The sequence below is a fragment of the Nocardiopsis aegyptia genome, from assembly GCF_013410755.1.
Classification (GTDB): Bacteria; Actinomycetota; Actinomycetes; order Streptosporangiales; family Streptosporangiaceae; genus Nocardiopsis; species Nocardiopsis aegyptia.
This window is the reverse complement of record NZ_JACCFS010000001.1, coordinates 6,260,472-6,282,743: the sequence shown is the minus strand read 5'-3', so window position 1 is coordinate 6,282,743 and position 22,272 is coordinate 6,260,472. Positions and strand designations below refer to the sequence as shown.

General features: G+C 73.7%; 14 protein-coding genes. 3 read left to right on the top strand and 11 right to left on the bottom strand.

Annotated features, from left to right (window positions below; genetic code table 11):
- Positions 1 to 195 precede the first annotated feature (195 nt).
- Entirely contained in the window at positions 196 to 3,570 is a 3,375-nt protein-coding gene (locus HNR10_RS28015) for a pyruvate carboxylase (protein ID WP_179828703.1), read from the top strand.
- A gap of 294 nt (positions 3,571 to 3,864) precedes the next feature.
- On the opposite strand, the gene HNR10_RS28010 is transcribed toward HNR10_RS28015, so the two are convergent.
- Positions 3,865 to 6,564, bottom strand: a complete 2,700-nt coding sequence (locus HNR10_RS28010) for a GTPase-associated protein 1-related protein (protein WP_179828701.1) — start codon at positions 6,562 to 6,564, stop codon at positions 3,865 to 3,867.
- Positions 6,565 to 7,063: 499 nt separating this feature from the next.
- Between HNR10_RS28010 and HNR10_RS28005 the strand changes: the two genes are divergently transcribed.
- Entirely contained in the window at positions 7,064 to 8,419 is a 1,356-nt protein-coding gene (locus tag HNR10_RS28005; protein ID WP_246406440.1) for a DUF2786 domain-containing protein, read from the top strand.
- A gap of 575 nt (positions 8,420 to 8,994) precedes the next feature.
- On the top strand, positions 8,995 to 9,783 hold the full coding sequence (locus tag HNR10_RS28000; protein ID WP_179828699.1) for an SAM-dependent methyltransferase: 789 nt from the start codon (positions 8,995 to 8,997) through the stop codon (positions 9,781 to 9,783).
- 91 nt (positions 9,784 to 9,874) lie between these two features.
- Here HNR10_RS28000 and HNR10_RS27995 read toward each other — a convergent pair whose 3' ends face one another.
- From HNR10_RS27995 to aztA, 10 genes are all read right to left on the bottom strand, one after another.
- The gene (locus HNR10_RS27995) at positions 9,875 to 11,032 is read right to left on the bottom strand and encodes a hypothetical protein (RefSeq protein WP_179828697.1); all 1,158 of its coding nucleotides are present in this window, start codon (positions 11,030 to 11,032) and stop codon (positions 9,875 to 9,877) included.
- Positions 11,033 to 11,279: 247 nt separating this feature from the next.
- Entirely contained in the window at positions 11,280 to 12,683 is a 1,404-nt protein-coding gene (locus tag HNR10_RS27990) for a glycosyltransferase family 2 protein (RefSeq protein WP_312889438.1), read from the bottom strand.
- The gene (locus HNR10_RS27985) at positions 12,680 to 12,838 is read right to left on the bottom strand and encodes an LPXTG cell wall anchor domain-containing protein (RefSeq protein ID WP_179828695.1); all 159 of its coding nucleotides are present in this window, start codon (positions 12,836 to 12,838) and stop codon (positions 12,680 to 12,682) included. The genes HNR10_RS27990 and HNR10_RS27985 overlap by 4 nt, the downstream gene beginning before the upstream one ends.
- Before the next feature lie 146 nt (positions 12,839 to 12,984).
- The gene (locus HNR10_RS27980) at positions 12,985 to 14,883 is read right to left on the bottom strand and encodes an alkyl/aryl-sulfatase (RefSeq protein WP_179828693.1); all 1,899 of its coding nucleotides are present in this window, start codon (positions 14,881 to 14,883) and stop codon (positions 12,985 to 12,987) included.
- 193 nt (positions 14,884 to 15,076) lie between these two features.
- Complete coding sequence (locus HNR10_RS27975; RefSeq protein WP_246406438.1) at positions 15,077 to 15,367, bottom strand: LapA family protein; 291 nt, start codon at positions 15,365 to 15,367, stop codon at positions 15,077 to 15,079.
- A 149-nt stretch (positions 15,368 to 15,516) separates the two neighbouring features.
- A complete protein-coding gene (locus HNR10_RS27970; RefSeq protein WP_179828691.1) occupies positions 15,517 to 16,182 on the bottom strand; it encodes a DNA alkylation repair protein in 666 nt (221 codons plus the stop codon).
- A gap of 153 nt (positions 16,183 to 16,335) precedes the next feature.
- Positions 16,336 to 16,995 (bottom strand): DUF4333 domain-containing protein, encoded by a 660-nt coding sequence (locus HNR10_RS27965; protein WP_179828689.1) that lies wholly within the window; start codon positions 16,993 to 16,995, stop codon positions 16,336 to 16,338.
- Positions 16,996 to 17,218: 223 nt separating this feature from the next.
- A complete protein-coding gene (locus HNR10_RS27960) occupies positions 17,219 to 20,062 on the bottom strand; it encodes an AfsR/SARP family transcriptional regulator (RefSeq protein ID WP_179828687.1) in 2,844 nt (947 codons plus the stop codon).
- Positions 20,063 to 20,683: 621 nt separating this feature from the next.
- A complete protein-coding gene (locus tag HNR10_RS27955; RefSeq protein WP_218898088.1) occupies positions 20,684 to 21,445 on the bottom strand; it encodes a GNAT family N-acetyltransferase in 762 nt (253 codons plus the stop codon).
- Positions 21,446 to 21,541: 96 nt separating this feature from the next.
- On the bottom strand, positions 21,542 to 22,207 hold the full coding sequence (aztA, locus tag HNR10_RS27950; protein ID WP_179828685.1) for a zinc ABC transporter ATP-binding protein AztA: 666 nt from the start codon (positions 22,205 to 22,207) through the stop codon (positions 21,542 to 21,544).
- Between the last annotated feature and the right edge of the window lie 65 nt (positions 22,208 to 22,272).

The following is a 22,272-nucleotide window of genomic DNA, read 5'->3' as shown; positions in this document are numbered from 1 at the left end:
GTGTTCGGCCGGGATGGAGCGCCCGTCCCGGGGGCATACTCCACTGCGCGGGTGCCGTGGGCGGACCCGGTGCGTACTCGGGCGGGGCCGGATGGTTATGGTGCCCCCTGACCTTGTGCGCGGGGGAATCGGACACCGGCAATGGCGCCGCGGGGTCCCACCCCAGCAGGGGAGCAGACTCAGGAGGCAGCCAGCATGTTCCAGAAGATACTCGTGGCCAACCGCGGAGAGATCGCGATCCGCGCGTTGCGCGCGGGCAACGAGTTGCGGGCGAGGACCGTCGCGGTCTTCCCGCACGAGGACCGCAACTCCCTCCACCGCCTCAAGGCCGACGAGGCCTACCAGATCGGCGAGCAGGGCCACCCGGTGCGCGCCTACCTGTCCGTGGACGAGATCGTGCGCACCGCGCTGGAGGCGGGCGCGGACGCGGTCTACCCCGGTTACGGCTTCCTGTCGGAGAACCCGGAGCTGGCGCGGGCGTGCCGTGAGGCCGGGATCACGTTCGTCGGTCCGCCGGCGGAGGTTCTGGAGCTGACCGGGAACAAGGCCACCGCCGTGGCCGCGGCCCGCGAGGCCGGCGTGCCGGTGCTGGGTTCCTCCGCGCCGACCACGGACGTCGACGCCCTGGTGGCCGCCTCCGAGGAGGTCGGCTTCCCGCTGTTCGTCAAGGCCGTCGCGGGCGGTGGCGGCCGGGGGATGCGCCGGGTCGACACCCCCGGGGCGCTGCGCGAGTCGGTCGAGGCCGCCATGCGCGAGGCCGGAGCGGCCTTCGACGACCCCACGGTGTTCCTGGAGAAGGCCGTCGTCGAGCCCCGCCACATCGAGGTGCAGATCCTCGCCGACGGCGAGGGCAACGTGATCCACCTCTTCGAGCGGGACTGCTCGGTCCAGCGCCGCCACCAGAAGGTGGTCGAGCTGGCGCCCGCGCCCAACCTGGACCCGGAGCTGCGCGACCGCATGTGCGACGACGCGGTGCGCTTCGCCCGCCGGATCGGCTACCGCAACGCGGGCACGGTCGAGTTCCTGGTGGACCGGGACGGCAACCACGTCTTCATCGAGATGAACCCGCGCATCCAGGTGGAGCACACGGTGACCGAGGAGGTGACCGACGTCGACCTGGTCCAGTCGCAGCTGCGCATCGCCGCCGGGGAGACCCTGGACGACCTGGGGCTGAGCCAGGACTCCGTCTCGCTGCGCGGTGCCGCGCTGCAGTGCCGGATCACCACCGAGGACCCGGCCAACGGCTTCCGCCCGGACACCGGAACGATCAGCGCCTACCGCTCCCCCGGCGGTTCGGGCATCCGACTGGACGGCGGCACGGCCTCGGCCGGTACCGAGGTGAGCGCCTACTTCGACTCGCTGCTGGTCAAGCTCAGCTGCCGGGGCCGGGACTTCGAGACCGCGGTGAGCCGGGCGCGGCGCGCCGTGGCGGAGTTCCGCATCCGCGGTATCGCGACGAACATCCCGTTCCTGCAGGCCGTTCTGGACGACCCGGACTTCCAGCAGGGGCGGGTGACCACCTCCTTCATCGAGGAGCGCCCGCAGCTGCTGACCGCCCGCCCCTCGGCGGACCGTGGCACGCGCCTGCTCACCTACCTGGCCGACGTGACGGTGAACAAGCCGCACGGGGACCGCCCGCACCTGATCGACCCGGTCGCCAAGCTGCCCGTGACCGGGGAGGACGCCCCACGGGCCGGATCCAAGCAGACGTTGGACGAGCTGGGGCCGGACGGGTTCGCGCGCTGGCTGCGCTCCTCCGACCGCCTGGGGGTCACCGACACGACCTTCCGTGACGCGCACCAGTCGCTGCTGGCCACCCGGGTGCGGACCAGGGACCTGCTCGCCGTGGCGCCAACGGTGGCGCGCACCCTGCCCGACCTGCTGTCGCTGGAGTGCTGGGGCGGGGCGACCTACGACGTCGCGCTGCGGTTCCTGGCCGAGGACCCCTGGGAGCGGCTGGCCGCGCTGCGCGAGGCGGTACCCAACATCTGCCTGCAGATGCTGCTGCGCGGCCGCAACACGGTCGGCTACACCCCCTACCCCGCGGAGGTGACCTCGGCGTTCGTGCAGGAGGCGGCTGCCACGGGGGTGGACGTGTTCCGCATCTTCGACGCGCTCAACGACGTCGAGCAGATGCGGCCGGCGATCGAGGCCGTCCGGGAGACCGGCACGGGGGTCGCCGAGGTCGCGCTGTGCTACACCTCGGACCTGTCCGACCCGGCCGAGAAGCTCTACACGCTGGACTACTACCTGGGCCTGGCCGAGCGCATCGTCCAGGCGGGCGCCCACGTGCTGGCGGTCAAGGACATGGCCGGGCTGCTGCGCGCCCCGGCGGCCGAGCGGCTGGTCACGGCGCTGCGCCGGGAGTTCGACCTGCCGGTGCACATCCACACGCACGACACCCCGGGCGGGCAGCTGGCCACCTACCTGGCGGCGGTGAACGCGGGCGCGGACGCCGTCGACGGAGCGGTGGCGTCGATGGCTGGCACGACCTCGCAGCCGTCGCTGTCGGCGATCGTGGCGGCCTTCGACCACTCCGACCGGTCGACCGGGCTGGACCTGGGCGCGGTGAACGCGCTGGAGCCGTACTGGGAGGCCGTGCGCCGGGTGTACGCGCCCTTCGAGGCCGGTCTGGCCTCGCCCACGGGACGGGTGTACACGCACGAGATCCCGGGCGGGCAGCTGTCCAACCTGCGCACCCAGGCGATCGCGCTGGGGCTGGGCGACCGGTTCGAGGACATCGAGGCGATGTACGCGGCCGCCGACCGGATGCTGGGCCGGCTGGTCAAGGTCACGCCCTCGTCCAAGGTGGTGGGCGACCTGGCCCTGCACCTGGTCGGGGCGGGGGTGTCGCCCGAGGACTTCGAGGCGGACCCGGACCGGTTCGACATCCCCGACTCGGTGATCGGCTTCCTGCGGGGCGAGCTGGGCGTGCCGCCCGGCGCCTGGCCGGAGCCGTTCCGCACCAAGGCCCTGCGCGGGCGCGCGGAGGCCCGTCCGACCGAGGAGCTGACGGAGGAGGACCGGGTCGGCCTGGCCAAGGACCGGCGCGTGACGCTCAACCGCCTGCTCTTCCCCGGCCCGACCCGGGAGTTCCAGGCGCACCGCGCCGCCTACAGCGACACCAGCGTGCTCGCCAGCCCGGACTTCTTCTACGGGCTGCGCGAGGGCGAGGAGCACGTGGTGGACCTGGAGCCGGGTGTGCGGCTGCTGATCGGGCTGGAGGCGGTCAGCGAGGCCGACGACCGTGGCGTGCGCACGGTGATGACCACGCTCAACGACCAGCTGCGGCCGCTGCAGATCCGCGACCGCGCCCTGTCCTCGGCGGTGCGCGAGGCCGAGAAGGCCGACCGCGCGAACCCGGGGCACGTGGCGGTGCCCTTCGCCGGCGTGGTGACGCTGACGGTGGCCGAGGGCGACGAGGTGGCGGCCGGTGACACGGTGGCCACGATCGAGGCGATGAAGATGGAGGCGTCGATCACCGCGCCCAAGGCCGGAACGGTCCAGCGGATCGCGGTCGAGGACGTCCAGCGCGTCGAGGGCGGGGACCTGTTGCTCAGCCTGTCCTGACATCCCCTGGATCGTCCGCGACCTGGTCCGGCCGCGCACCGACACGTCCGGTCGGTGCGCGGCCGGTCCCGTGCCGGCGCCCACCGGCCCGGTACCGGTGTCCACCGCTCCCTTGAGGTCCACGCGGCGTGCCCGGCCGTGGCCGCGGGGTCCGCGAGGCCCGCACGATGTTCCTCGGGGCGGCCGTGACATGCCCCCGCGGCGTGAACTCAGGACACCTCCACCGGCGAACGCCCCGAGGCCCGTGGCCGCGCCTCGGGCCCGCTCGACGTGTCCGTCAACGCCCTGGGCCGCTCAGGGGCGGAACACCGGACGGGCGGAGCGGTCGGCCGGAGCCCGTACACGCCCGGGACCGACCCGGCGCAGCACGGTCCCGAGCCCGCCCGGGCGGACCCGCCCGGGGGCGCCTCGCGCCATCCAGGAGCGCACCTGGGCGGCGGTGTCGGGGGCCACCGCCTCGATCAGCGCGTAGGCGTCACGCCGCCGGGCCGGGCGCAGTGCGCGCAGGGCCGGGGCCAGGACCTGCTCCAGGAGGGTGTCCCGCGCCGACTCCCAGGCGGGGGTCCCTCCGCGCGACCACCACAGCCACGCGTGCGCGGCGCACATGCGGTGGTCGCCGCGCAGGGCGGGCGGGAGTTCGGCGCGCGCCCGCCGGATGTAGGCCGCGGCCAGCTCCGGGGTGGCCCGGGCCGCGAACTCCGCGAACTCCAGGGCGAAGACGCGGTCGGCGGCGGCGAAGCCTTCGGGGTCCACCACCCGGTCGACCACCGCGCGGGCGGCGTCCTCGCCCAGCGGACCGCGTCCGGCCCGGCTCAGGAGCAGTTCCATGTGGCGGCGGACCACCCGGTCGGTGCCCGTTCCCCTGTCCACGTCGCGCAGGCGACCGGTGAGCGCCACGAGTTCCACCACCGGCCGGTGCCGGGACGGGAAGAGGTCCAGGTGGTGGTCCATGAGCAGGTCGGCGAGGGCCGTGACGCGGCGGTGCGGCCGTGGCGCTCCGACCACGAGGGCCGAGGCGGCCTCGGCCACGTCGGGGTGGGGGCAGGCCCGCAGCATGCGCGCCGCCCGGCCGGGGTCGGGCGCGCTCCCGGCCCACACCATGCGCAGGGCCAGCCGCACCGAGGCGCCGTCCGGCTCGCCGCCGGGGGCGAGGGTCTCGGCGACCAGGGCGAACTCGTCGAGGTCGGCGCGACCGGTGTCCTCGGGGCGGGCGGCCGGGGCACGGTCGTCGTCGGCACGGGTGCCGTGAGCGCCCCGGCGCGCGGCGACGAGTCGTTGGACGGCCCGCAGCGCGCGCAGCGGCGGCGGTGGCGGGTCGAGCAGCCAGGCCGGCGCGTCCTGGGCGACCAGCTCCAGGACGGGCCCGGGCTCGTCGCGGGCGCGGGTGTCCAGGGCACGCAGGACGACCGAGCGCGACCGGGCCTGCCCGGGTTCACCGAGGAGAGCCGCGACCTCCGCGCGGGCGGGGCCGCCGTCGAGCAGCGGCGGCACCAGGAGCCGAACGGCGTGCTCCTCCTGGAGGTGGGGCTGCACGAGCACGTCGCTCAACCGGAACAGGTCGAGCAGGACGTGGACCGGGGTGCCGTCGCGGGTGAGCGCGTCCTGGAGTGCGCGACGGGCGGGCCGCAGCAGGCGGTCCTCACCCGTCGCCCCGAGCCGGGAACGCGCCCAGCGCAGCACCTCGCGCAGGTCCGCGTGGTCCGGCTCGTCCACGAGCAGGGCGGGCAGCGACCCGAGGGCGGCGGCGACCAGCGGCGCGGTGAGGGCGGAGTCGAACCGGCGTTCCAGGGCGGTGGCGAGGTCGCGGACCGGTTCCGGGCGCGGTGGTGCGCCGGCGGTGAGCGCGGCGATGAGCGTCGCCCACCATGCGCGGGGGTGCTCGTCGACGCGCTCGCGGCACCAGGAGAGGGCGGCGGAGGCCGCCTCGGCCGGGAGTCCGATCCCCTCGGCCAGGGCGGCGCAGGCCAGGGCGCCGCCCAGGTCCTGTACCCGTCGCGTCAGGGGTGGGCCTGGGGTCGGAGGGCCGGAAGGGTCCGGAGGGTCCGGAGGGTCCGCGGAGACGGTCTCGCGCAGGAGGTCGCCGTGGCCGGCCTCCCAGAGCGCCGCGGCCGCGACGGCCCAGGTGATCGGTGCGGTGCCGGGGGCGGGGTCGAGGTCGGGGCCGGTGCTCCGGTGCACCCGGTACCGGTCGGCGCTCGCGTTGTCGGCGACGGCCGCGGCACAGTCCTCGGTGACGCCGATGACGTGGTGCGGCGACAGGTCGGGGCGCCGGGTGTAGGTGGTGAAGGTGAGCCGTTCGGCCAGGTCGGCGGGCAGGCTGTGGCACGCCAGGGCGATCCAGTGGGCGGCCTCGGTGCTGGAGCCGACCAGGACGACCTGCCGGTCGGCGCCGCCGTCCTCGTCCAGCGCCCGGAGGACGTCGGTGAGCACGGCCGCGACCCTGCCCGGGTGGCGGCGGGCGAAGGCCGTGAGGCGGTCCGGCGACAGGAGGGCCGGTCCGTGCGGGAGGCCCTGGACAGCGTGCCGGTCGGCCGTCCCTCCCCCGGCGGTGGACCCCGCTTCCGCCTGTGGTGCCGTGTCGGCGGCAGGGCCGGTTCGGGTGTCGGCCCGGGCGTCCTGCGCCGCCGTCCGCCACAGGGAGGAGCCCCAGGTGTCGATGGGCAGGGCCCCGGACCCGCGGGCCCCGTGCAGCACCAGGGCGTGGGCGTAGTAGTTGCCGTACCGCCCGGTGTGGTCGCGGCCGACGTAGACGGTGTGGCTGAGGACCGTGGTGTCGTTGGTGAGCCTGGTGTGGCTGAGGGCGACCGGGAAGTCGGAGAGTTCGGCCGGGTCGGGCCGCACGGGCATGGCGGGCGGGGGTTCGTAGGACAGGAGCCGCTCGATCCGGCGCAGGAGCGCGGGACGCAGTCCGGGGGACACGTGGACGAACTGGAATCCGGGATCGCCGGTCGGCCCGGACTCCACCGAGGTGTAGTGCGCTTCCGCTGTGCTCATCGGCCGTCCTTCGGGGGAATTCGCGCGGTCGACGGAAGGGGCGAGCGTGTGACGGGACGCGGGACGTCGGGGAAGAACGGTTCACCGCCGTTCTTCACGTGGCGGTCGGGGAGAATGGCCGGACGGGGCGCGCAGAGAGGCCCGTGGCCTGCCGTGCACCCGCCCGCAGGGGCGAAGGGGCGAGCCCCCGCGGCGGCCCGCGGCGGTGAGGGAAGGGGCTTCCAGCGGGAAATTCTACCAACGGAATCCGAAGTTCTCCAGAGACGTTCCCTTTCCGTGGACAACGCCCCGACCATCACCATGCCGATGAAAAGGAAACGACACCGCATTCATCACTGAGGCCCCACACGTGATCGACGCGGGTCCGCACCGGCGCCGACCCCTCGCCGGGATTCGCGCCGCGGACACGGGCGCGACGTTGTCCACAGGGCGGCCACGGCGCCTGGAATTCCTGACATCCTTAGTCCTCAGGAGAACCGAGCGTCTCGATGGGAACCGGATGCGCATGGGCAAGGGCAACCGTGAACGGCGGCGTGCCAGGCTGAGGACGACAGGCGAACGGCAGCGCCGCCGGGACGCACAGCGCGGGCCCGCCGCACCCGCCTCCCCCGGCACCACGGCACCGCCCCTGCCCGAGGAACACGCGCGCCGGCTGGTCGCTCTCGCCGTGGACGCGTTGCGCCGCGGCGGCGACACCCAACTGGACGCCACCCTGGCCGAACTCGCCGAACCCGGCGTGCCGGGCTGGGGACGCGCGGTCGACCGCGCCCTGTTCTCCGGTCTGGAACGCCAGGTCACGCGGTCCTGGGAGAACGGCTGGCAGCCCACCGAACTGGTGCGCGTGCTCACCCGTGAACTGGACCGCACCGCCGGCGCCCTGGCCACGGACATGGTCGCCGCCGAGAACCGCCGCTACGCCGCCGCCCGGATCGCGCCCGAGTGGTCACGCCAACTGCGCGACCTGGACGCGCGAACGTGGTGGGGCGCCGACACCGACCACGCGCGGCGGTTCGCCGAGCGCCACGGCCTGGACCGGCTCCACACCGTCCGCCTGGCCGTACGGGTGACCGCCGTGCTGCGGTCACTGCCCGGACTCCAGGTGCTGTGCCCGCCCCCCGGCCAGGCCAGCTCGACGACGCCCGAGGACGGGATCGACCCCGCCAAGCTCGCCCGGATCCGCCACCTCCTGGCCAAGGCCGAGGCGACCGAGTTCCCCGAGGAGGCCGAGGCGCTCACCGGCCGGGCCCAGGAGCTCATGGCGCGGCACAGCATCGACCACGCGGCCGTGGTCGCCGAGTCCGGGGGCACCGGCGAGGTCCACGGGCGGCGGCTTCCCGTGGACGCGCCCTACGAGTCGTACAAGGCCGCCCTGCTCAACGTCATCGCCCAGGCCAACCGCTGCCGCGCCGTATGGCACCGGCAGCTCGCCCTGTGCACGGTGCTGGGCTACCCCGGCGACGTCGACGCCGTGGAACTGCTGTTCACGTCGCTGCTGGTGCAGGCCACCACCGCGATGCGCCTGGCCGGTTCCACCCGCGACCGCCACGGGCGCTCCACCACCAGATCCTTCCGGGCGTCGTTCCTGTCGGCCTTCGCCGACCGGATCGGCGAACGCCTCATGCTGGCCTCGCACACCGGTGAGCGGGAGGCGGTGCGCGAGCACGCCCAGGCGGGGACCGACCTCGTGCCTGTCCTGGCGCGCCGCTCCGAGCGCGTGGAGGAGGCCTTCCACACCACCTTCCCCGAGGTGGAGCAGACCGAGCTGAGCGTCCCCACCAACACCCAGGGCTGGGAGGCCGGGTGGGCCGCCGCGGAAGCGGCGACCCTGCACACCCGCGACCGCGTCACCGGTTGACACCCTCAGCGGTGCCGGCAGCGTGGCGGTGCGCCCCGCGCCGTACCGCGCGCACCGCACCGGCGGTCGCGTCGGCCACCGCCCGTGGCGCGCGCCCGCGCACACCGGGCCCGGGAACGCACCCGCGCGCGCCCGCCCCTCCCTCCGTCCGCGCACCGCGGTGATCCGGGAGCGGCGTCAAGCACCTCGACGCACGCGCTTCTCGCCCGCAGGACGCCGGGCGGGGTGTGCGAGTCGTCCGCCACGAGCGAGAGGGTGAGGGCGAGGGCCACGGAAAGCGCGAGCGCGAAGGGCATCGTGGCGTGGACGGCGAACATCGGGGGTCGGTCCGGCATGCCTCCACCCTGGCAATCGTCACGATCGGTCGTGGTGCGATCACACCAGGCACCGTGTCCGGTTCAGGCCACGACCGGAACGCATGGCCACCACCGAACGCGGGAAGCCGCCCGCTCCGCGGACCCGACCGGCCGCCGAACGCACGGGAACGCCCGCCCGCCAGGGCTTCCGGGTTGCGCACGACATCCGATCACCGGAACACTACGGACGACACTCCCTCAGCCCTGGAAGGCGACTCCGTGACGGACGCTCCGCTCATCGACAGCACCGTTCCCCACTCCGCGCGCGTACTCAACTACTGGCTCGGCGGCAAGGACCACTACCCCGTGGACCGCGGCCTGGGCGAACAGATCAAGGAAAGCTCCCCGGAGATCGTCACCCTCGCCCGGGCCGACCGCGACTTCCTCGTCCGCACGGTCGCCTTCCTGGCCAGGGAGGCGGGTATCCGCCAGTTCCTCGACATCGGAACGGGTCTGCCCACCGCCAACAACACCCACGAGGTCGCCCAGCGCATCGCGCCCGAGTCCAAGGTCGTCTACGCCGACAACGACCCCCTCGTGCTCACGCACGCCCGCGCGCTGCTGACCAGCTCCCCGGAGGGCAGCACGCACTACCTCGACGCCGACCTGGTCCAGGCCGAGTCGCTCCTGGCCCAGGCACGCGAGCACCTGGACTTCTCAGAGCCGATCGGGTTGACCATCATGGGCACCCTGGGACACTTCCCCGCCGACGACGCGACCTACGCGATCGCGCGCACCTACGTGGACGCGCTGCCCTCCGGCAGCTACCTGGCCCTGTGCGACAGCACCGACACCAGTCCGCAGATCGTCGAGGCGGCCAGGCAGTGGAACGCGGAGGCCTCCGCGCCCATCCACCTGCGCACGGTCGCCGAACTCGAGCGGTTCTTCGACGGGATGGAGCTCCTGGAGCCGGGCGTGGTCTCCGTGCCGTTCTGGCGCCCGGAGTCCACCGACCTGGGCGGCCCCGTCGAGGTCGCCCAGTACGGCGGCGTGGCGCGCAAGCCCTGACCGTCCGCGGGCCCCGCGGTGCGGGGCCCGGCGGTGCGGGCCCCGCGGTGCGGGGCCCGGCGGTGCGGCCTCGGCGGGGACGGGATCGCCCTCACGGCCCGGCGGCTTCCGGGGGACTCTCCGGGGTGGTCAGGGAGGCCAGCTCCAGCGCCAGTTGCTGGGCCTCCACCAGCGACCTCAGGGTGGCGTCCTCGTACGGGGCCGCCGCCCCGGCCCGCAGCGTGGACTCGGTGATCGCGTCCAACCGGGCGGCCGCCCGGCGGTCCTCGATCTCCAGTTCCGCCGTGCCCACCTTGTCCGCGTAGTCCTCCAGCCGCGCGATCCGGCCCAGGACGGCACGCACGTCCTCGTCGAGCGCGGCACGGGCGCGCTCGGCCGCCCTGCGACTGCGCTCCCCCGGAGTGGGCACGGCGGCGATCTGGTGCCGGTACACGGTGTGCCGTTCCAGGCTCCGCGCGATCGCCCACTCGATGTCGGCGAGCACCACGCGGTTGCGCGCCGTGTCCAACAGCAGGCCCCGGTCGTGCAGCGACGATTCGAGCACGGTGTCCACGGCGCGCTGGGCCCGGCCGAGCAGGTCGCGCGCCTGGTCGTCGAGGATCCGCGGCTCGACGAACCGGCCGGCGAACTCGGCGGTGACGTTGCCCGGGGCCGGTGCTCGCACGGCGGGACCCGTGTGCGGCTCACCGGTGACACCCCGCACGACCAGCACGACGGTGGCCCCGACGAACAGGACGATGAGCGCGGGCACCGGTCCGGCGGCCATCATGGTCGTGTACGCGACCGCCGCGAGGCCGAGATAGGCCGCGCGCATGCCCTTGCCGACGCGCACGCCCGTGTCCTCGGGCCGGGGCCGGTCCTGGGCGTCCGGGCGGCCGCTCCGTCCGCCCAGCGCCGCACGCAGGCGGTCCGCGTCGTCCCGTCCGATGTCGGGGTGCAGGGTCGCGCGCAGGGGCCGCCCGCCGGGTCCGCCCAGCGGCGCCGCGCCCCCGCCGCGACCCGACGCGCCGGGTTCGGCCGCGAGCCGGCCGCGCGCCTGTCGGCCGCGTTCGGTCAGCCGCCAGTCGTCCTCCCCGTCCCCCGCGGTCACCAGGCCGCGGCGTCGGAGCCCGTCCAGTGTCGGGACCCCCGCGTAGACGCGGACACGGAACACCGTGCGGTCCGTGGGGTGGGGCTCGGCCTCGCGCAGCGCCTCCGCCATCGCCCCGGAGATCCGCACGATGTCTCCGCCGGGGAGGATGAGCTCCATGGGGGCCTTTCGCGGTCGCCCGGATCGTCGTCGTGGCACGGCACCCGTCGTGGCGCTTCCGCGTCGCCGCGGGTCCGGGCGGTCACCGACACCTGAGCCAGCGTAGCGCCCGGACACGCACCGCACGAGGTCCTCTCCACGACCCGTGGCCCTCGGCCCGCACACGCGAGGGCCCGGGCCGCCTCCGTGCGGCGGCCCGGGCCGTGTCGGGTCCGCGTGCCGTCCGGGCTCCGCCCCGGTGCGCGCCTCAGGCCCGTACGGGATCGGCCGGGTAGGCGACCTCCACCTTGTTTCGCGTCCCCCACTGTGCGATACGGCCGCAGGTGCACATCGCGTACAGGTACAGCGGCCGGAGCAGCAGGAGGCGCCAGACCGTGGCGACCGGCGCGCAGAGGAACAGCAGCAGTCGCTGGACCACCGTCTCGTCCGAGCGCACGACCATGAAGATCCGCAGCGAGATGAGGTAGCTGACGGCCGTCCCGATCACGAACGCCGCGAAGGCGATGTCCCCCAGGTGCGTCCGCAGGTCCGGGTGCAGGACGATCAGCAGCGGCACCGCGTAGCCCAGGAACAGGTGCAGGTACTCGGCCACGGTCCCCCAGAAGACCACACCGCGGACCGGCATGTACCGCAGCCACCACAGGTGGCGCACCGTCGTGCCGCGCATCCAGCGCAGCTGCTGGCCGAAGTAGTGGCTCGCGGTCTCGGGGACGAGGGTGAAGACCAGGGACGAGGGCTGGTGCACCGTGTCCCCCTCCAAGAGTCCGTAGAACGTCAGCATGGAGTCGTCGTTCATCTGCATCGGACGGCCGAGGAAGGTCTCGTTCTCGTACACGCCCGCGCGGTCCCGCACCAGGTGGGCCCGGTAGAAGGCCAGTGTGCCCGAGTTGATCGTCACCCTGCGCAGCACCGACTGGGCACTGCGCAGACCGCGGGTGAACGGCAGGTACAGCAGGCCGGTCATCCGGGTCAGCAGGTTGGTGTCCCGGTTGAGGACCAGGACGTGCCCCGCGACGGAGGTGACCCTGGGGTCGGCGAAGGGCGCGAGCCCCTCCCGGACGGCGTCGCGGTCCATGACCGAGTCGCTGTCCAGGGTGACGAAGACGTCGGCGTCGTCGTCGGCCAGGACGTGCATCTGCGCGTACCGCTTGCCCCGGTTGGGCGTGCGGTCCCAGGTCGCGGCCACGCCCGCCTCGGCCGCGTCGGCCAGGAACCGGTCGCGGATCTCGGCGTAGTCCCGCACGGCGCCGGTGTCCGGATCGATGGAGCCGTCGTCCACCACCCTGACCCGGTCCACCTTCCGGCTCTGTTCGAGCACGGAGCGCAGGCACTTCCGCAGGACGCCGGGATCCTCGTTGTAGACCGGGATCTGCACCGTGACGACCAGCCGGTCGAGTGCCTCGCGCTGTGCGCCGGTGGCCCGGAAGGGGCGCTCGAACCAGGCCAGTGGGACCCACCACAGCAGAGCGAAGCAGGCGAGCCACACCAGGCCCATGTTCAGGTTGGCGTCGACCCCGTGGTGGGCCATGACCACCACGTGCAGGACGCCCCAGGCGACGAAGCCGACCAGGGACACGGCCGCCAGCGCGGCGACCACCCCCGGGCGCACGCAGCGCGCCCGGGGAAGTGCGCTGTCGTCGGGACCGATCACTGCGTCGGGCCCAGGTCGGCGCGGAAAGAGAACCTGATCAGGACCGCTCCGGCGACGGTCACCAGGAGACCGACGGCGATCAGCCAGAGGTGGCCGGTGGCGATCCCCGTCGCCGCCAGCGTGGTCCCCGAGCCGGTGGCAGATCCGTATGGCACATGCACTCCTTTGTCCAATGACTACTTGCACATGAACAATGACAGTACGTGTCCACTGGGGGACCTTCGGCAGGAGAAATGTCAGGCCAAAACTCCGCAAGTGAACGGTCAACACACCACGCGGCCGGAGTCCCGGCGCGTCACGGTCAGGGCGTGACGATCGCGAAGTCGGGACGGGGTTCGTCCAGGACCGCCATCAGCCGGTGGAGCGCCCCCGCGTCCCCGCGGTGCTCCACACCGTCCAGCTCCCCCGTCGTGAGGACCCGGACCAACGCGTCCTTGGTCACGCTCAGGGCCAGGTCCGCCGCCTCGTCCTTCGGGTCGGGGTAGTGGATGAGCACCCCGTTGGAGAGCATGGCCCGGTAGCGCTCGCCGCTGTCGGTCATGTGCAGGTCCAGGGACAGCTCCTCCCTCCAGGCGCGGGGTCCGTCCACCCGGATGCCCACCGAGTCCAGGATCTGCGTGACATCGAGGGCCGAGACCAGGCTGTCGGCCAGGGCGATGGCGGTCGGCGGCACCCCGTTCCGCAGCTCCTTGGCGCCCACCAGGAAGAAGTTCCGCCAGATGGCGTTCTCGGCCCCGTGCCCGAGCCGGGTCAGGATGTCCGCCAGCAGCTCCTTGGTGTCGTCACGGTCCGGCGCGGCGAAGACCGCGTGCGAGGTGAGCTCGGCGGCGAAGCGCAGGTCGTCCGCGGCGGCGAAGGCCCGGGCCTGCTCCAGGAGGCCGTCGACACCGCCCATGGCACGGGCATAGCGCTCGCCCTGGGCCCGCGGCGGGTGCTGCCACAGATGGGCGGGGTTGCCGTCGAACCATCCCATGTACCGCTGGTACACGGCCTTGATGTTGTGCGAGATCGAACCGTAGTAGCCGCGTGCGCTCCAGGCCTCCGCCAGCCCGGGCGGGATCGGCAGCTCCTCCGCGATCTCGATGCCCGTCGATCCCTTGTTCATCAACCGCAGGGTCTGGTCGTGCAGGTAGGCGTAGACGTCGCGCTGCTCGGCGAGGAAGCCGCGGATCCCCTCGGTGCCCCAGATGGGCCAGTGGTGCGAGGCGAAGACGACGTCGGAGTCGTCGGCGAAGAGTTGCAGGGTCTCGTTGAGGTAGCGCGACCACATCCGGGCGTCACGGACCTGGGCGCCGCGCAGTGTGAGCAGGTTGTGCAGGGTGTGGCACGCGTTCTCGGCGGTGCACAGGGCGCGCTTCTCGGGGAGGTGGAAGTTCATCTCCGCCGGCGCCTCGGTGCCCGGGGTCATCTGGAACACGAACCGCACGCCGTCGAGCACTTCCTCCTGGCCCGTGCGCGTGATCTCCAGGGTCGGCGGGACCAGGCCCACCTGCCCCTGGGAGGTCCCGAGGCCGAGCCCCATCCCGACGCGCCCCTCCGGTCCCGGTTCGAGGTCGAAGGCCGCGAAGTACATGCCGCGCCGGATCATCGCCGTCCCGGCGTAGACGTTCTCCGACACCGCGTGTTCCATGAAGTGCTCGGGGGCGACGACCGGCACCCGGCCCGACGCGACGTCGGCGGGGTCGACGACGCCGAGCACGCCGCCGAAGTGATCGAGGTGGGGGTGGGTGTAGACGACGGCGGTGACCGGCCGGTCCGAACGGTGTTCGCGGTACAGGGCGAGGGCCCGCGCCGCGACCTCCTCGGACACCAGCGGGTCCACGACGACGACGCCCTCGCGCCCCTCGATCACGGTCATGTTGGACAGGTCCATACCGCGCACCTGGTAGATGCCCTCGGCGACCTCGTAGAGGCCGCTCATGGCGGTCAGCCGCCCCTGGCGCCACAGGTGGGGATGCACGGTGTCGGGAACCCGGTCCGCGCCCTCCTCGAAGAAGGAGAAGGGGCGCAGGTCCCACACCGACCGGCCGCGCGCGTCGGTCACGGTGGGCGGGGCCGGTGCGACGAGTCCGCGCCGCGCGTTGTCGAAGTCGGCCGTGTCGGCCAGGGACGGGCCCCGCGTCTCCGTGCCCGTGTCCCCCGACGCCGTGGGGCGGGGGACCCCTCCGGTCGTGCGGCCGGTCCCGGTGCCATGTGCCACGTGCGCCTCCTGCGGTGTGTCGTCGTCCAGGGGCGCCGATCACGCCCCCGACATCCCACAGCGGCACCTACCCGGCACACGCCTGGGCCAGGGCCAAGGGACGGTCAACGTCCTCTTGGTCCGGCACGGCCCGTCGCTTTGCGCTCCCTCGCCGTTCCCGCTCGGCCACGCACGGCCGGGGCGGCCCGGGCGGTCACTTCCGCTTCGCGGCCTTGCGCTTCCTGCGCTCCGAGGGACGCAGGAGGAGTCCGATGAGCAGGCCGACGACCGCGGTGGTGGACAGCGCGGCCCACTGCGGAGCCTCCAGCGAGAAGAACAGGACCTGGATCTCGGTCACGTCCCTGTTCTGCGCCACGAAGAAGATCGCGATGATGACCAGGATCAGTGCGACCCAGATACGTGGCGGGACGGCCGACGCGGAGAAGCGCTTCTCGGAGACGGGATTGCCGCTGATCGGGCCTTCCGCGGGTGTGGAAGCCGCCATGGAATCATCCCCTGTTCGACACGACGTCTCGAGCGCCCGGGAACACTCGGGCGTGTACGGCATTCCCCACGTCCGATATCGCCGAAGACAAGGGCGGGCCAATTCCTGTCCCGTATCCCGTGCGCGAGGCGGCGCCCCGGCCCGTCCGCCTACGCCTGGCGTCGCACCATCTCGGCGATCCACGCGGGCGCGAACGGCGACGTGCAGTTCGGCGGGGTCGGGTAGTCCCTGAGCACCTGGAGGCGCTCGCCGATGTCGATCGCGCGGGCGCGGTACCGCGGGTGCCGGATCCCGATCTGGGCCAGGCAGGTGTTCATCGCCCACTGCAGCCGGTCCGGGGCGTCCTTCATCCGCGCCTCGATGACGTCGAGCAGTGCGGCGAGGTCGAGGCCCTCGGGCTTCCTCACCACCCGGTCGGCGGTCAGTGCCCAGCCGGCGCTCGCGACGACCGGGTCCGCGTCCGCGCTCCAGGCCAGACGCAGCTCCTCGGCGTGCGGGTTCTTGCGCACCACGTAGTTCACGAGCCAGTCGTGCACCTTGGGAGCGCGCGCGTGGCGCAGCATGGTGTCCAGCTCGTCGCGTCCGAAGGCCTTCGGTCGGCAGATGAGCAGTGCCAGGAGCCTGGCCGCGGTGTCGTCGGTCGCCCAGAGGTCGAGCGCCAGGTCCTGCTGGGTCCTGATCCGCTTGGCGAGGGCCCGCAGCTTGGTGAGGTTCACGCCGTGGTCGTCGCCGTGCTTCTCGTTGACCCTGCGCATCCCGGGGTCCTCGAGCTCGGCGAGCTCGGCCATGACCTGCGCCACCGTCGTTCCACTCATCCCGGGCCTCCCGTCCCTCGCCGTGATCACCGGCCCGGGTCCGACGTTAGCCGGTCCGCGCCCCGGGGAGGGTCGGCATCGGGCGGCGGAGGGCAGGAAGCCCGGTGGGCCGCCCGGTCCGGGACCGGGCGGCCCACCGGGGCCGCGCCCGGGTTACAGGGCCTGGTCGTCGACCTGGATGTTCCACAGGACGCTCGTCCCCTGAACCGAGGTCGCCGTGATGGTCACGCCGTAGTTCATGCCCCCGCTCACCATGTTGCAGCGGATCTCGGCACCCACCTGCGCGGGCAGGTCCTGGGAGCAGGTGAACCCCTCGAAGGTCTGGCCGGCCTGCTCCAGCTGGGCGGCCGACTGCTCGGCGACCTCCGCGGCCGGGACGGAGTCGCCCGCGGACGAGCCCGCGGAGTCGTCCCCGGCGGTGTCGTCGGCCGCGGTGTCACCACCCGTGTCGTCCGCCGCGGCGTCATCGGCCGCGGTCTCGTCGGCCGGGGCGTCGTCGACCAGAACGTCCAGATCGGCGTCGGAGCCGTCGGCCCAGATCACCGTGACGGTCACCCCGAGGGTGTCCTCGCCGGCCGTGAGCTCACAGCGGATCTGGGCGCCCTCCTCCGCGGGCAGGTCCTCGGCGCAGGTCAGGTCGTCCGGGGCCTGGCCGGTCTCCTCCGTCAACATCTCGCTCGCCCGCTGGGCGACCTCGTCGGCTGCGATGACGCCGGGCCCACCGATACTGAACGAGCAGCCGGTCGCCAGGAACAGGGGCAGTGCGCCCAGGACGGCTCCGGCCATGAGTTGTCGACGCTTGACGTGCCGCATCGCGGCCTCCTCTGTGCGGGATGACATGCCACATGGACCGACGACGGAAACGGTGGGCGGGTTCCGTGGTCACGCGTCCTGATGCTGATCTGTGGCCTGTATGTCCGTTCTGTTCACCTGATGGACGCGTAGCGGCCGTATCGCCCGTGGAGGGCACCCGTCGAGGTTCCCGGGGCCCGTGTGCGTACCCTGCCCCGACCTTGAACGAGCCGCCCCGGGCGGTTCACCGCGGGTCCCGCAGCCTCCGCTCCGTCTCCCGCACCTGTTCCGTGCGGTGCTGCTCGCGGTAGAGCGCCAGGGCCCGGCGCCTGGCCACGCGGGCGTGGTCGCTCTCGTCGAGGGCGTCGTGGGCCTCCGCGAGGCCGCTGAGCGAGTCGGCCTCCTCGATGGCGTCTCCCGTGCTCCGGTACAGGCGGACCGCCCGGCGGTAGTGCGCGACGGCTTCGGCATGGCGGCCCGCGCGGCCGGCGGCGTATCCCAGGCTGTCCAGGGCGTCCGCCTCCCCGTGCCTGTTGCCGAGGGCCACGCACGCGTCCAGGGCGGCCCGGCAGTGTTCGTAGCCGAGGTCGTGTCGGCCGAAGCGCGCCAGGCACCAGCCGAGGTTGTTGAGCGCCCCCGCCTCCCACCACGCGTGGCCGACGGTGCGGTACAGGTCCAGGGACCGCTCCCCGTGGTCCACCGCCGAGTGCTCGTCCCCGGTGAGGATCGCGGACAGCAGGAGCGCCTGGTGCGTGTGCGCCTGGTTGAGCAGGTCACCGGTCTCCTCGAAGCGGGCCAGGGCGTGGACGAGGTGGCCGGCCGGTTCCGCACCGGGGTGCCCGGTCAGGAGCAGGGCGGAGGCCAGGCCCCGGTGGGACAGCGCCCTCAGCGTCGGCGCGTCCGGATCGTCCAGCCTGGCCGCGGCGTCGAGTCCGGCGCGCGCGTTGCCGATGAAGTCCTCGACCGGACCACAGCGCCGCAGGTACAGGTGGGCGTCCCAGCACAACCGCCAGGCCTGGCGGTGCAGGCCCAGCTCCGAGGCGAGGCGGACCACGGCGGGCAGCCAGGACCGCTCGGCGGCGAACCACGCCATCGCCGCGGTCTCGTCCGACGGCAGCGGGGTCGCGGTCCCGCCGCCCGGTTCCTCCCCGGGGGTGGAGGGGGTGTCGTGGGGGCCCAGGCGGCGGTTCCCGGCGGAGGCGGCGCGGACGTAGTGGTCGACCAGCGCGCACAGCGCGCGGCGCCGGTCCTGCTCCGACTGATCCCGCTCGGCCCGCTCCCTGCTGTGCAGTCGGACGAGGTCGTGCAGTTCGTAGCGCCCCGGCGCCGGCCGGTGGACGAGGTGGGCCGATTCCAGGACGCGCAGCAGCGCCCTGGTGCGGGCGTGGGCGAGCCCGGCGAGCGCCGCGGTGGCCGGCAGCCCGACGCACTGCCCCGGAGCCAGGCTCAGCAGGCCCAGCAGCCGTGCCGCGGGCCCGGGCAGGGCCCGGTAGGAGGCGTCGAAGACGCTTCGCAGCGACGTGCCGGCATCGCCGGTGTCCAGGAGGTCGAGCCGGGTCGCGGTCTCGCGCAGTTCGGACGCCAGTTCGGCGAGCGGCAGGTGCGGAGCGCCCATGGCGTGGGCGGCGGTGATGGTCAGGGCCAGGGGCAGCCGCCCGCCGGCGGCGACGATGGTCTCCACCGCGTCCGGCTCCCGTGCCGCGCGGCGCTCGCCGACTCTGGCCGTGAACAGTGCGCGCGCCGCCGCGGAGGTGAGCGGGTCGAGCGTGACGGACCGGGCCCCCTCGGTGGCGACCAGGCCGCTGAGACGGTCGCGGCTGGTGACCACGACCGCGCAGGAGGAGGAACCGGGGATCAGCGGGCGGACCTGTTCGGCGTCGCGCGCGTTGTCCAGCAGGATCAGGATCCGTTGTCGGGCGAGCAGGGTGCGGTACAGGCCGAACTGCGCGTCGGTGCTGGCGGGGACGGCCTTCTGGTCGACCCCGAGTGCGGTGAGGAGGTCGTGGACCGCGGTCTGGGGCGTGGTGGCGCGGGTACTCGGGGAGAAGCCGTGCAGGTTCACGTAGAGCTGGCCGTCGGGGAACCGGTCGAGGTTGTCGTGCGCCCATCGGAGGGCCAGCGAGGTCTTGCCCACTCCGCCGAGGCCGCAGATCACCGTGACCGGCACCGCCCCCGGCCGCAGGGCGGCGTCGAGCGCGGCGAGGCCCTCCTCGCGCCCGGTCAGCAGCGGAGGCGGAGGCGGGAGCTGGCCGGGCGGGGGCATGGCCGGGGGCGCCGCGGCCGGGACCGGCCGCGGGCGGGGCGACGGGACGGGCGCCGCCGCGGGCGAGGACGCGTCCAGGGCCGGATCGCTGTTGAGGATCCGCAGGTGGAGGTCCCTGAGCTCGGTCCCGGGATCCGTGCCCATCTCCTCCCCCAGTGCCTTCCGGGTGGACTCGAAGCGCTCCAGCGCCTGGGCGGCACGGCCCTCCCGGTACAGCGTGAGCATGAGCTGGCCGATCAGGCGCTCGTCGAGCGGATGCCGCTCGGCGAGGGCGATCAGATCGCCGAGGAGGGCGGCCTGCCTGCCCTGGCGGAGCAGTAGGTCGTTGCGGTCCAGTTCCGCCCGGAAGCGCTCCAGCCGGAGCTGTTCGCGGGTCTCGTTGATCCAGGGGCTGTCCAGCGCGCCGAGGGCGTCGGCCCGCCACAGCCGGAACGCGTCCTCGTACAGGGCGAGGGCGGGTCCCCCGCTGGGCGAGGCCCGGGCCCGCGTCACGAGGTCGCGGAAGCGGCACAGGTCGATCGCGGCGCACACGTCGGGGCCGACCGTGAGGACGTAGCCGCCCGGGCGCCGCTCGACCCCGACGTCCCCGCCGGACGCCCCCAGGGCCGACCGCAGCCGGGAGACGTAGCTGTACAGCGACGAGCGGGCGCCGCCGGGCGGGCGCTGGCCCCAGACCCGGTCGATGAGCCGGTCGGCCGTGACCGGACGGTTGGCGTCGGCCAGCAGCCCGAGGAACACGGACTGCCGCCGCACGTGTCCGAGATCGACGGGGCGTCCGTCGATGCGTGCCGCGATGTCACCCAGGACGGAGATCTCTAGTGTCATGACCCCACCGGTTCGGAAGACGTCCCACGGAATGGCGTGACCCGGAGTGGCATTGTCCTGACCGAGTGATCGGATCCGGGCCACCCGGGCGCGCGCTTCCCCGCTGAGGGGAATCAGCAGAACGATAGACCCCGGAAGCGCCGCCCGGAAGGCCGTCGTGGTCCGTTCGTGGGAAATAAAGCCGAGCCGTGGAACGCGTTTCTCATGGTCCGCGAGCAGGCCCGCATCGACTGCCCCCACGGGCTTCCGATGCGTGACGGACCGTGAGGAGGAAAACGAGGAATTCACGTTCTCCGGGGAAAGAGGGGAAATGCGCGAAGGGAGCGCGAACGCGCACGACAACGGAGCTCCCACCCACCGAAAAAAGAATACTGGGGAAAAGGGGGAGCGCTGCGGTGGAATCGCCTTCCGGAGCACCGGAGAAGAGCGAGACAACGGCCATCCGATGTGTCGGTCGAGTGATGCCGCGGTCACGTGGCGGAGTCCGCCGGGAAAGGGAGCCGCGCCGCGCCCAGGATTCCGTCGTGGCGGTCGACCCGGTACCGGCGCAGCACGTCCACGAGCGCGGACGACCGCACGTCTATCCAGCGCCGCGCACCTCACCGGGCCGGGGCGGGCGGATCACTCCTGTGGCAGGAGTCCGAGAGCGCGTGCCCGGGTGACGTTGTGCCGGGCGTCGGCCAGAGCGTGGTGCGCGTCGCGGGGCTGTGCGGGCAGCACCGGGTCGCCGAGCCTGCGGGCCTCCTGGCGCAGGTCGTTGGTCCAGGCGGGCACGTGCTCGGACAGCCAGGGGTGCCGCCCGCACCCGGGAGGGAACACCCACCGCACGGGTACCGCGGGAGGTCGGACGCGGAGCCCGCGCCGCATCCGGACACAGGTCGTCTCGTGGAACGAGACCTCTCCGCTGGGGAGCCGCTGCTCCCAGCCGTCCGGAACCGTGCCGTAGGCCGTGTACCCGAGCCGTTCGCAGAAGGCGCGGTTGCCCGCGTCGTGCTCCTCGTAGCACAGTTCCGCACGGGAGAGCCCGCGTCGGCGGACGCGGTCCTCGAGCGCACGCACCAGGACTGTGCCGACGCCGCGGCGCCGCACGAAGGGATGCACGGCCGGCTGCCACAGGTAGCCCGCGTCGGGGAAGGGCTGGAAGTCGACCCCTCCGATCGCCGGCGGCGCCTGTGAGGGAGCGCAGACGGCCACGTAGTCGACCTCGCCGGCCGCGGCGCGTTCCAGCGCCCCGGCCACGGCCGCGACGTGGTGCGGTCCGCCGGACCAGCCGCAGCCGGCCAGGTCGTGCCGGGTGAGGTCACGGATCACCGGGGGCACGGTCACCTCGCCGCGCTCCGCCCTTCCGGCACCGCTCGACCGGTGCGTCCGCCGCTCGTCCATGGCGCGAGCCTGCCAGCGCCGGCACCCTCCCGCAACGGGTTTCCCGACCGCGGGCCGGAGGCGGCCCGCACCGCGTCGACCGTGGGCGGCCCGGCGTCATCGCCACGGCCCCGCGGCCTCCCCGGGCGGCCCGGAGGACGCCACCGTGCCGCCCTCCATGACGATGCACTGGTCGGCGCCCAGCGCCTCCTCCGGTGCGTGGGTCGCGTGGACGACCGTCACCCCCTCGGCGCGGGCACGATCCACGGTCGCGCGGATGTAGTCCAGCGCGTGCCGGTCCAGGCCCGCCGACGGTTCGTCCAGCAGGAGTAGGTCCGCCTCCTGCGCCAGCCCCTGGGCGACCAGGACGCGCTGGCGCTGGCCGCCGGAGAGCTCCCCCAGCCGGCGGTCGGCCAGGTCGGCGACGCCCATCCTGTCGAGGCAGTCCCGGACCACCGCCCTGTCGCGCCTGGTCAACGGGCGCCACGGGCCGCGGTGCGCCCAGCGCCCCATGGCGACGGTCGCCCGCGCCGTGACGGGCAGGGCGTCCTGGACGGCGCTGCGCTGGACCACGAAGGCGGGCCGGGAGCCGCCGTGCCGGGTCACCGTTCCCGCGCGCGTCCTGAGCGTGCCCGCCAGAACGCCCAGCAGCGTGGACTTCCCGGAGCCGTTGGCCCCGACCAGGGCGGTGACCGCGCCATCGGGGATCCGGGCGTCGACGCCCCGGAGGACGTCCGCCCCTCCGTACCCCGCGTACACGCCCTCCAGTGCGACCCGGTCCATGCCCGTTCCTCCCACGTCGGCCCCATGTGAAAACGATAATGATTTTCATTGTAGAGTGTCCCACC

What these genes read in the sequence shown, in the direction of transcription:
- HNR10_RS28015 (WP_179828703.1), top strand. Translation starts at nt 196, where the DNA reads ATGTTCCAGAAGATACTCGTGGCCAACCGCGGAGAGATCGCGATCCGC.
- HNR10_RS28010 (WP_179828701.1), bottom strand. Translation starts at nt 6,564, where the DNA reads ATGAGCACAGCGGAAGCGCACTACACCTCGGTGGAGTCCGGGCCGACC.
- HNR10_RS28005 (WP_246406440.1), top strand. Translation starts at nt 7,064, where the DNA reads ATGCGCATGGGCAAGGGCAACCGTGAACGGCGGCGTGCCAGGCTGAGG.
- HNR10_RS27995 (WP_179828697.1), bottom strand. Translation starts at nt 11,032, where the DNA reads ATGGAGCTCATCCTCCCCGGCGGAGACATCGTGCGGATCTCCGGGGCG.
- HNR10_RS27975 (WP_246406438.1), bottom strand. Translation starts at nt 15,367, where the DNA reads ATGGCGGCTTCCACACCCGCGGAAGGCCCGATCAGCGGCAATCCCGTC.
- HNR10_RS27970 (WP_179828691.1), bottom strand. Translation starts at nt 16,182, where the DNA reads ATGAGTGGAACGACGGTGGCGCAGGTCATGGCCGAGCTCGCCGAGCTC.
- HNR10_RS27965 (WP_179828689.1), bottom strand. Translation starts at nt 16,995, where the DNA reads ATGCGGCACGTCAAGCGTCGACAACTCATGGCCGGAGCCGTCCTGGGC.
- HNR10_RS27960 (WP_179828687.1), bottom strand. Translation starts at nt 20,062, where the DNA reads ATGACACTAGAGATCTCCGTCCTGGGTGACATCGCGGCACGCATCGAC.
- HNR10_RS27955 (WP_218898088.1), bottom strand. Translation starts at nt 21,445, where the DNA reads ATGGACGAGCGGCGGACGCACCGGTCGAGCGGTGCCGGAAGGGCGGAG.
- aztA (WP_179828685.1), bottom strand. Translation starts at nt 22,207, where the DNA reads ATGGACCGGGTCGCACTGGAGGGCGTGTACGCGGGGTACGGAGGGGCG.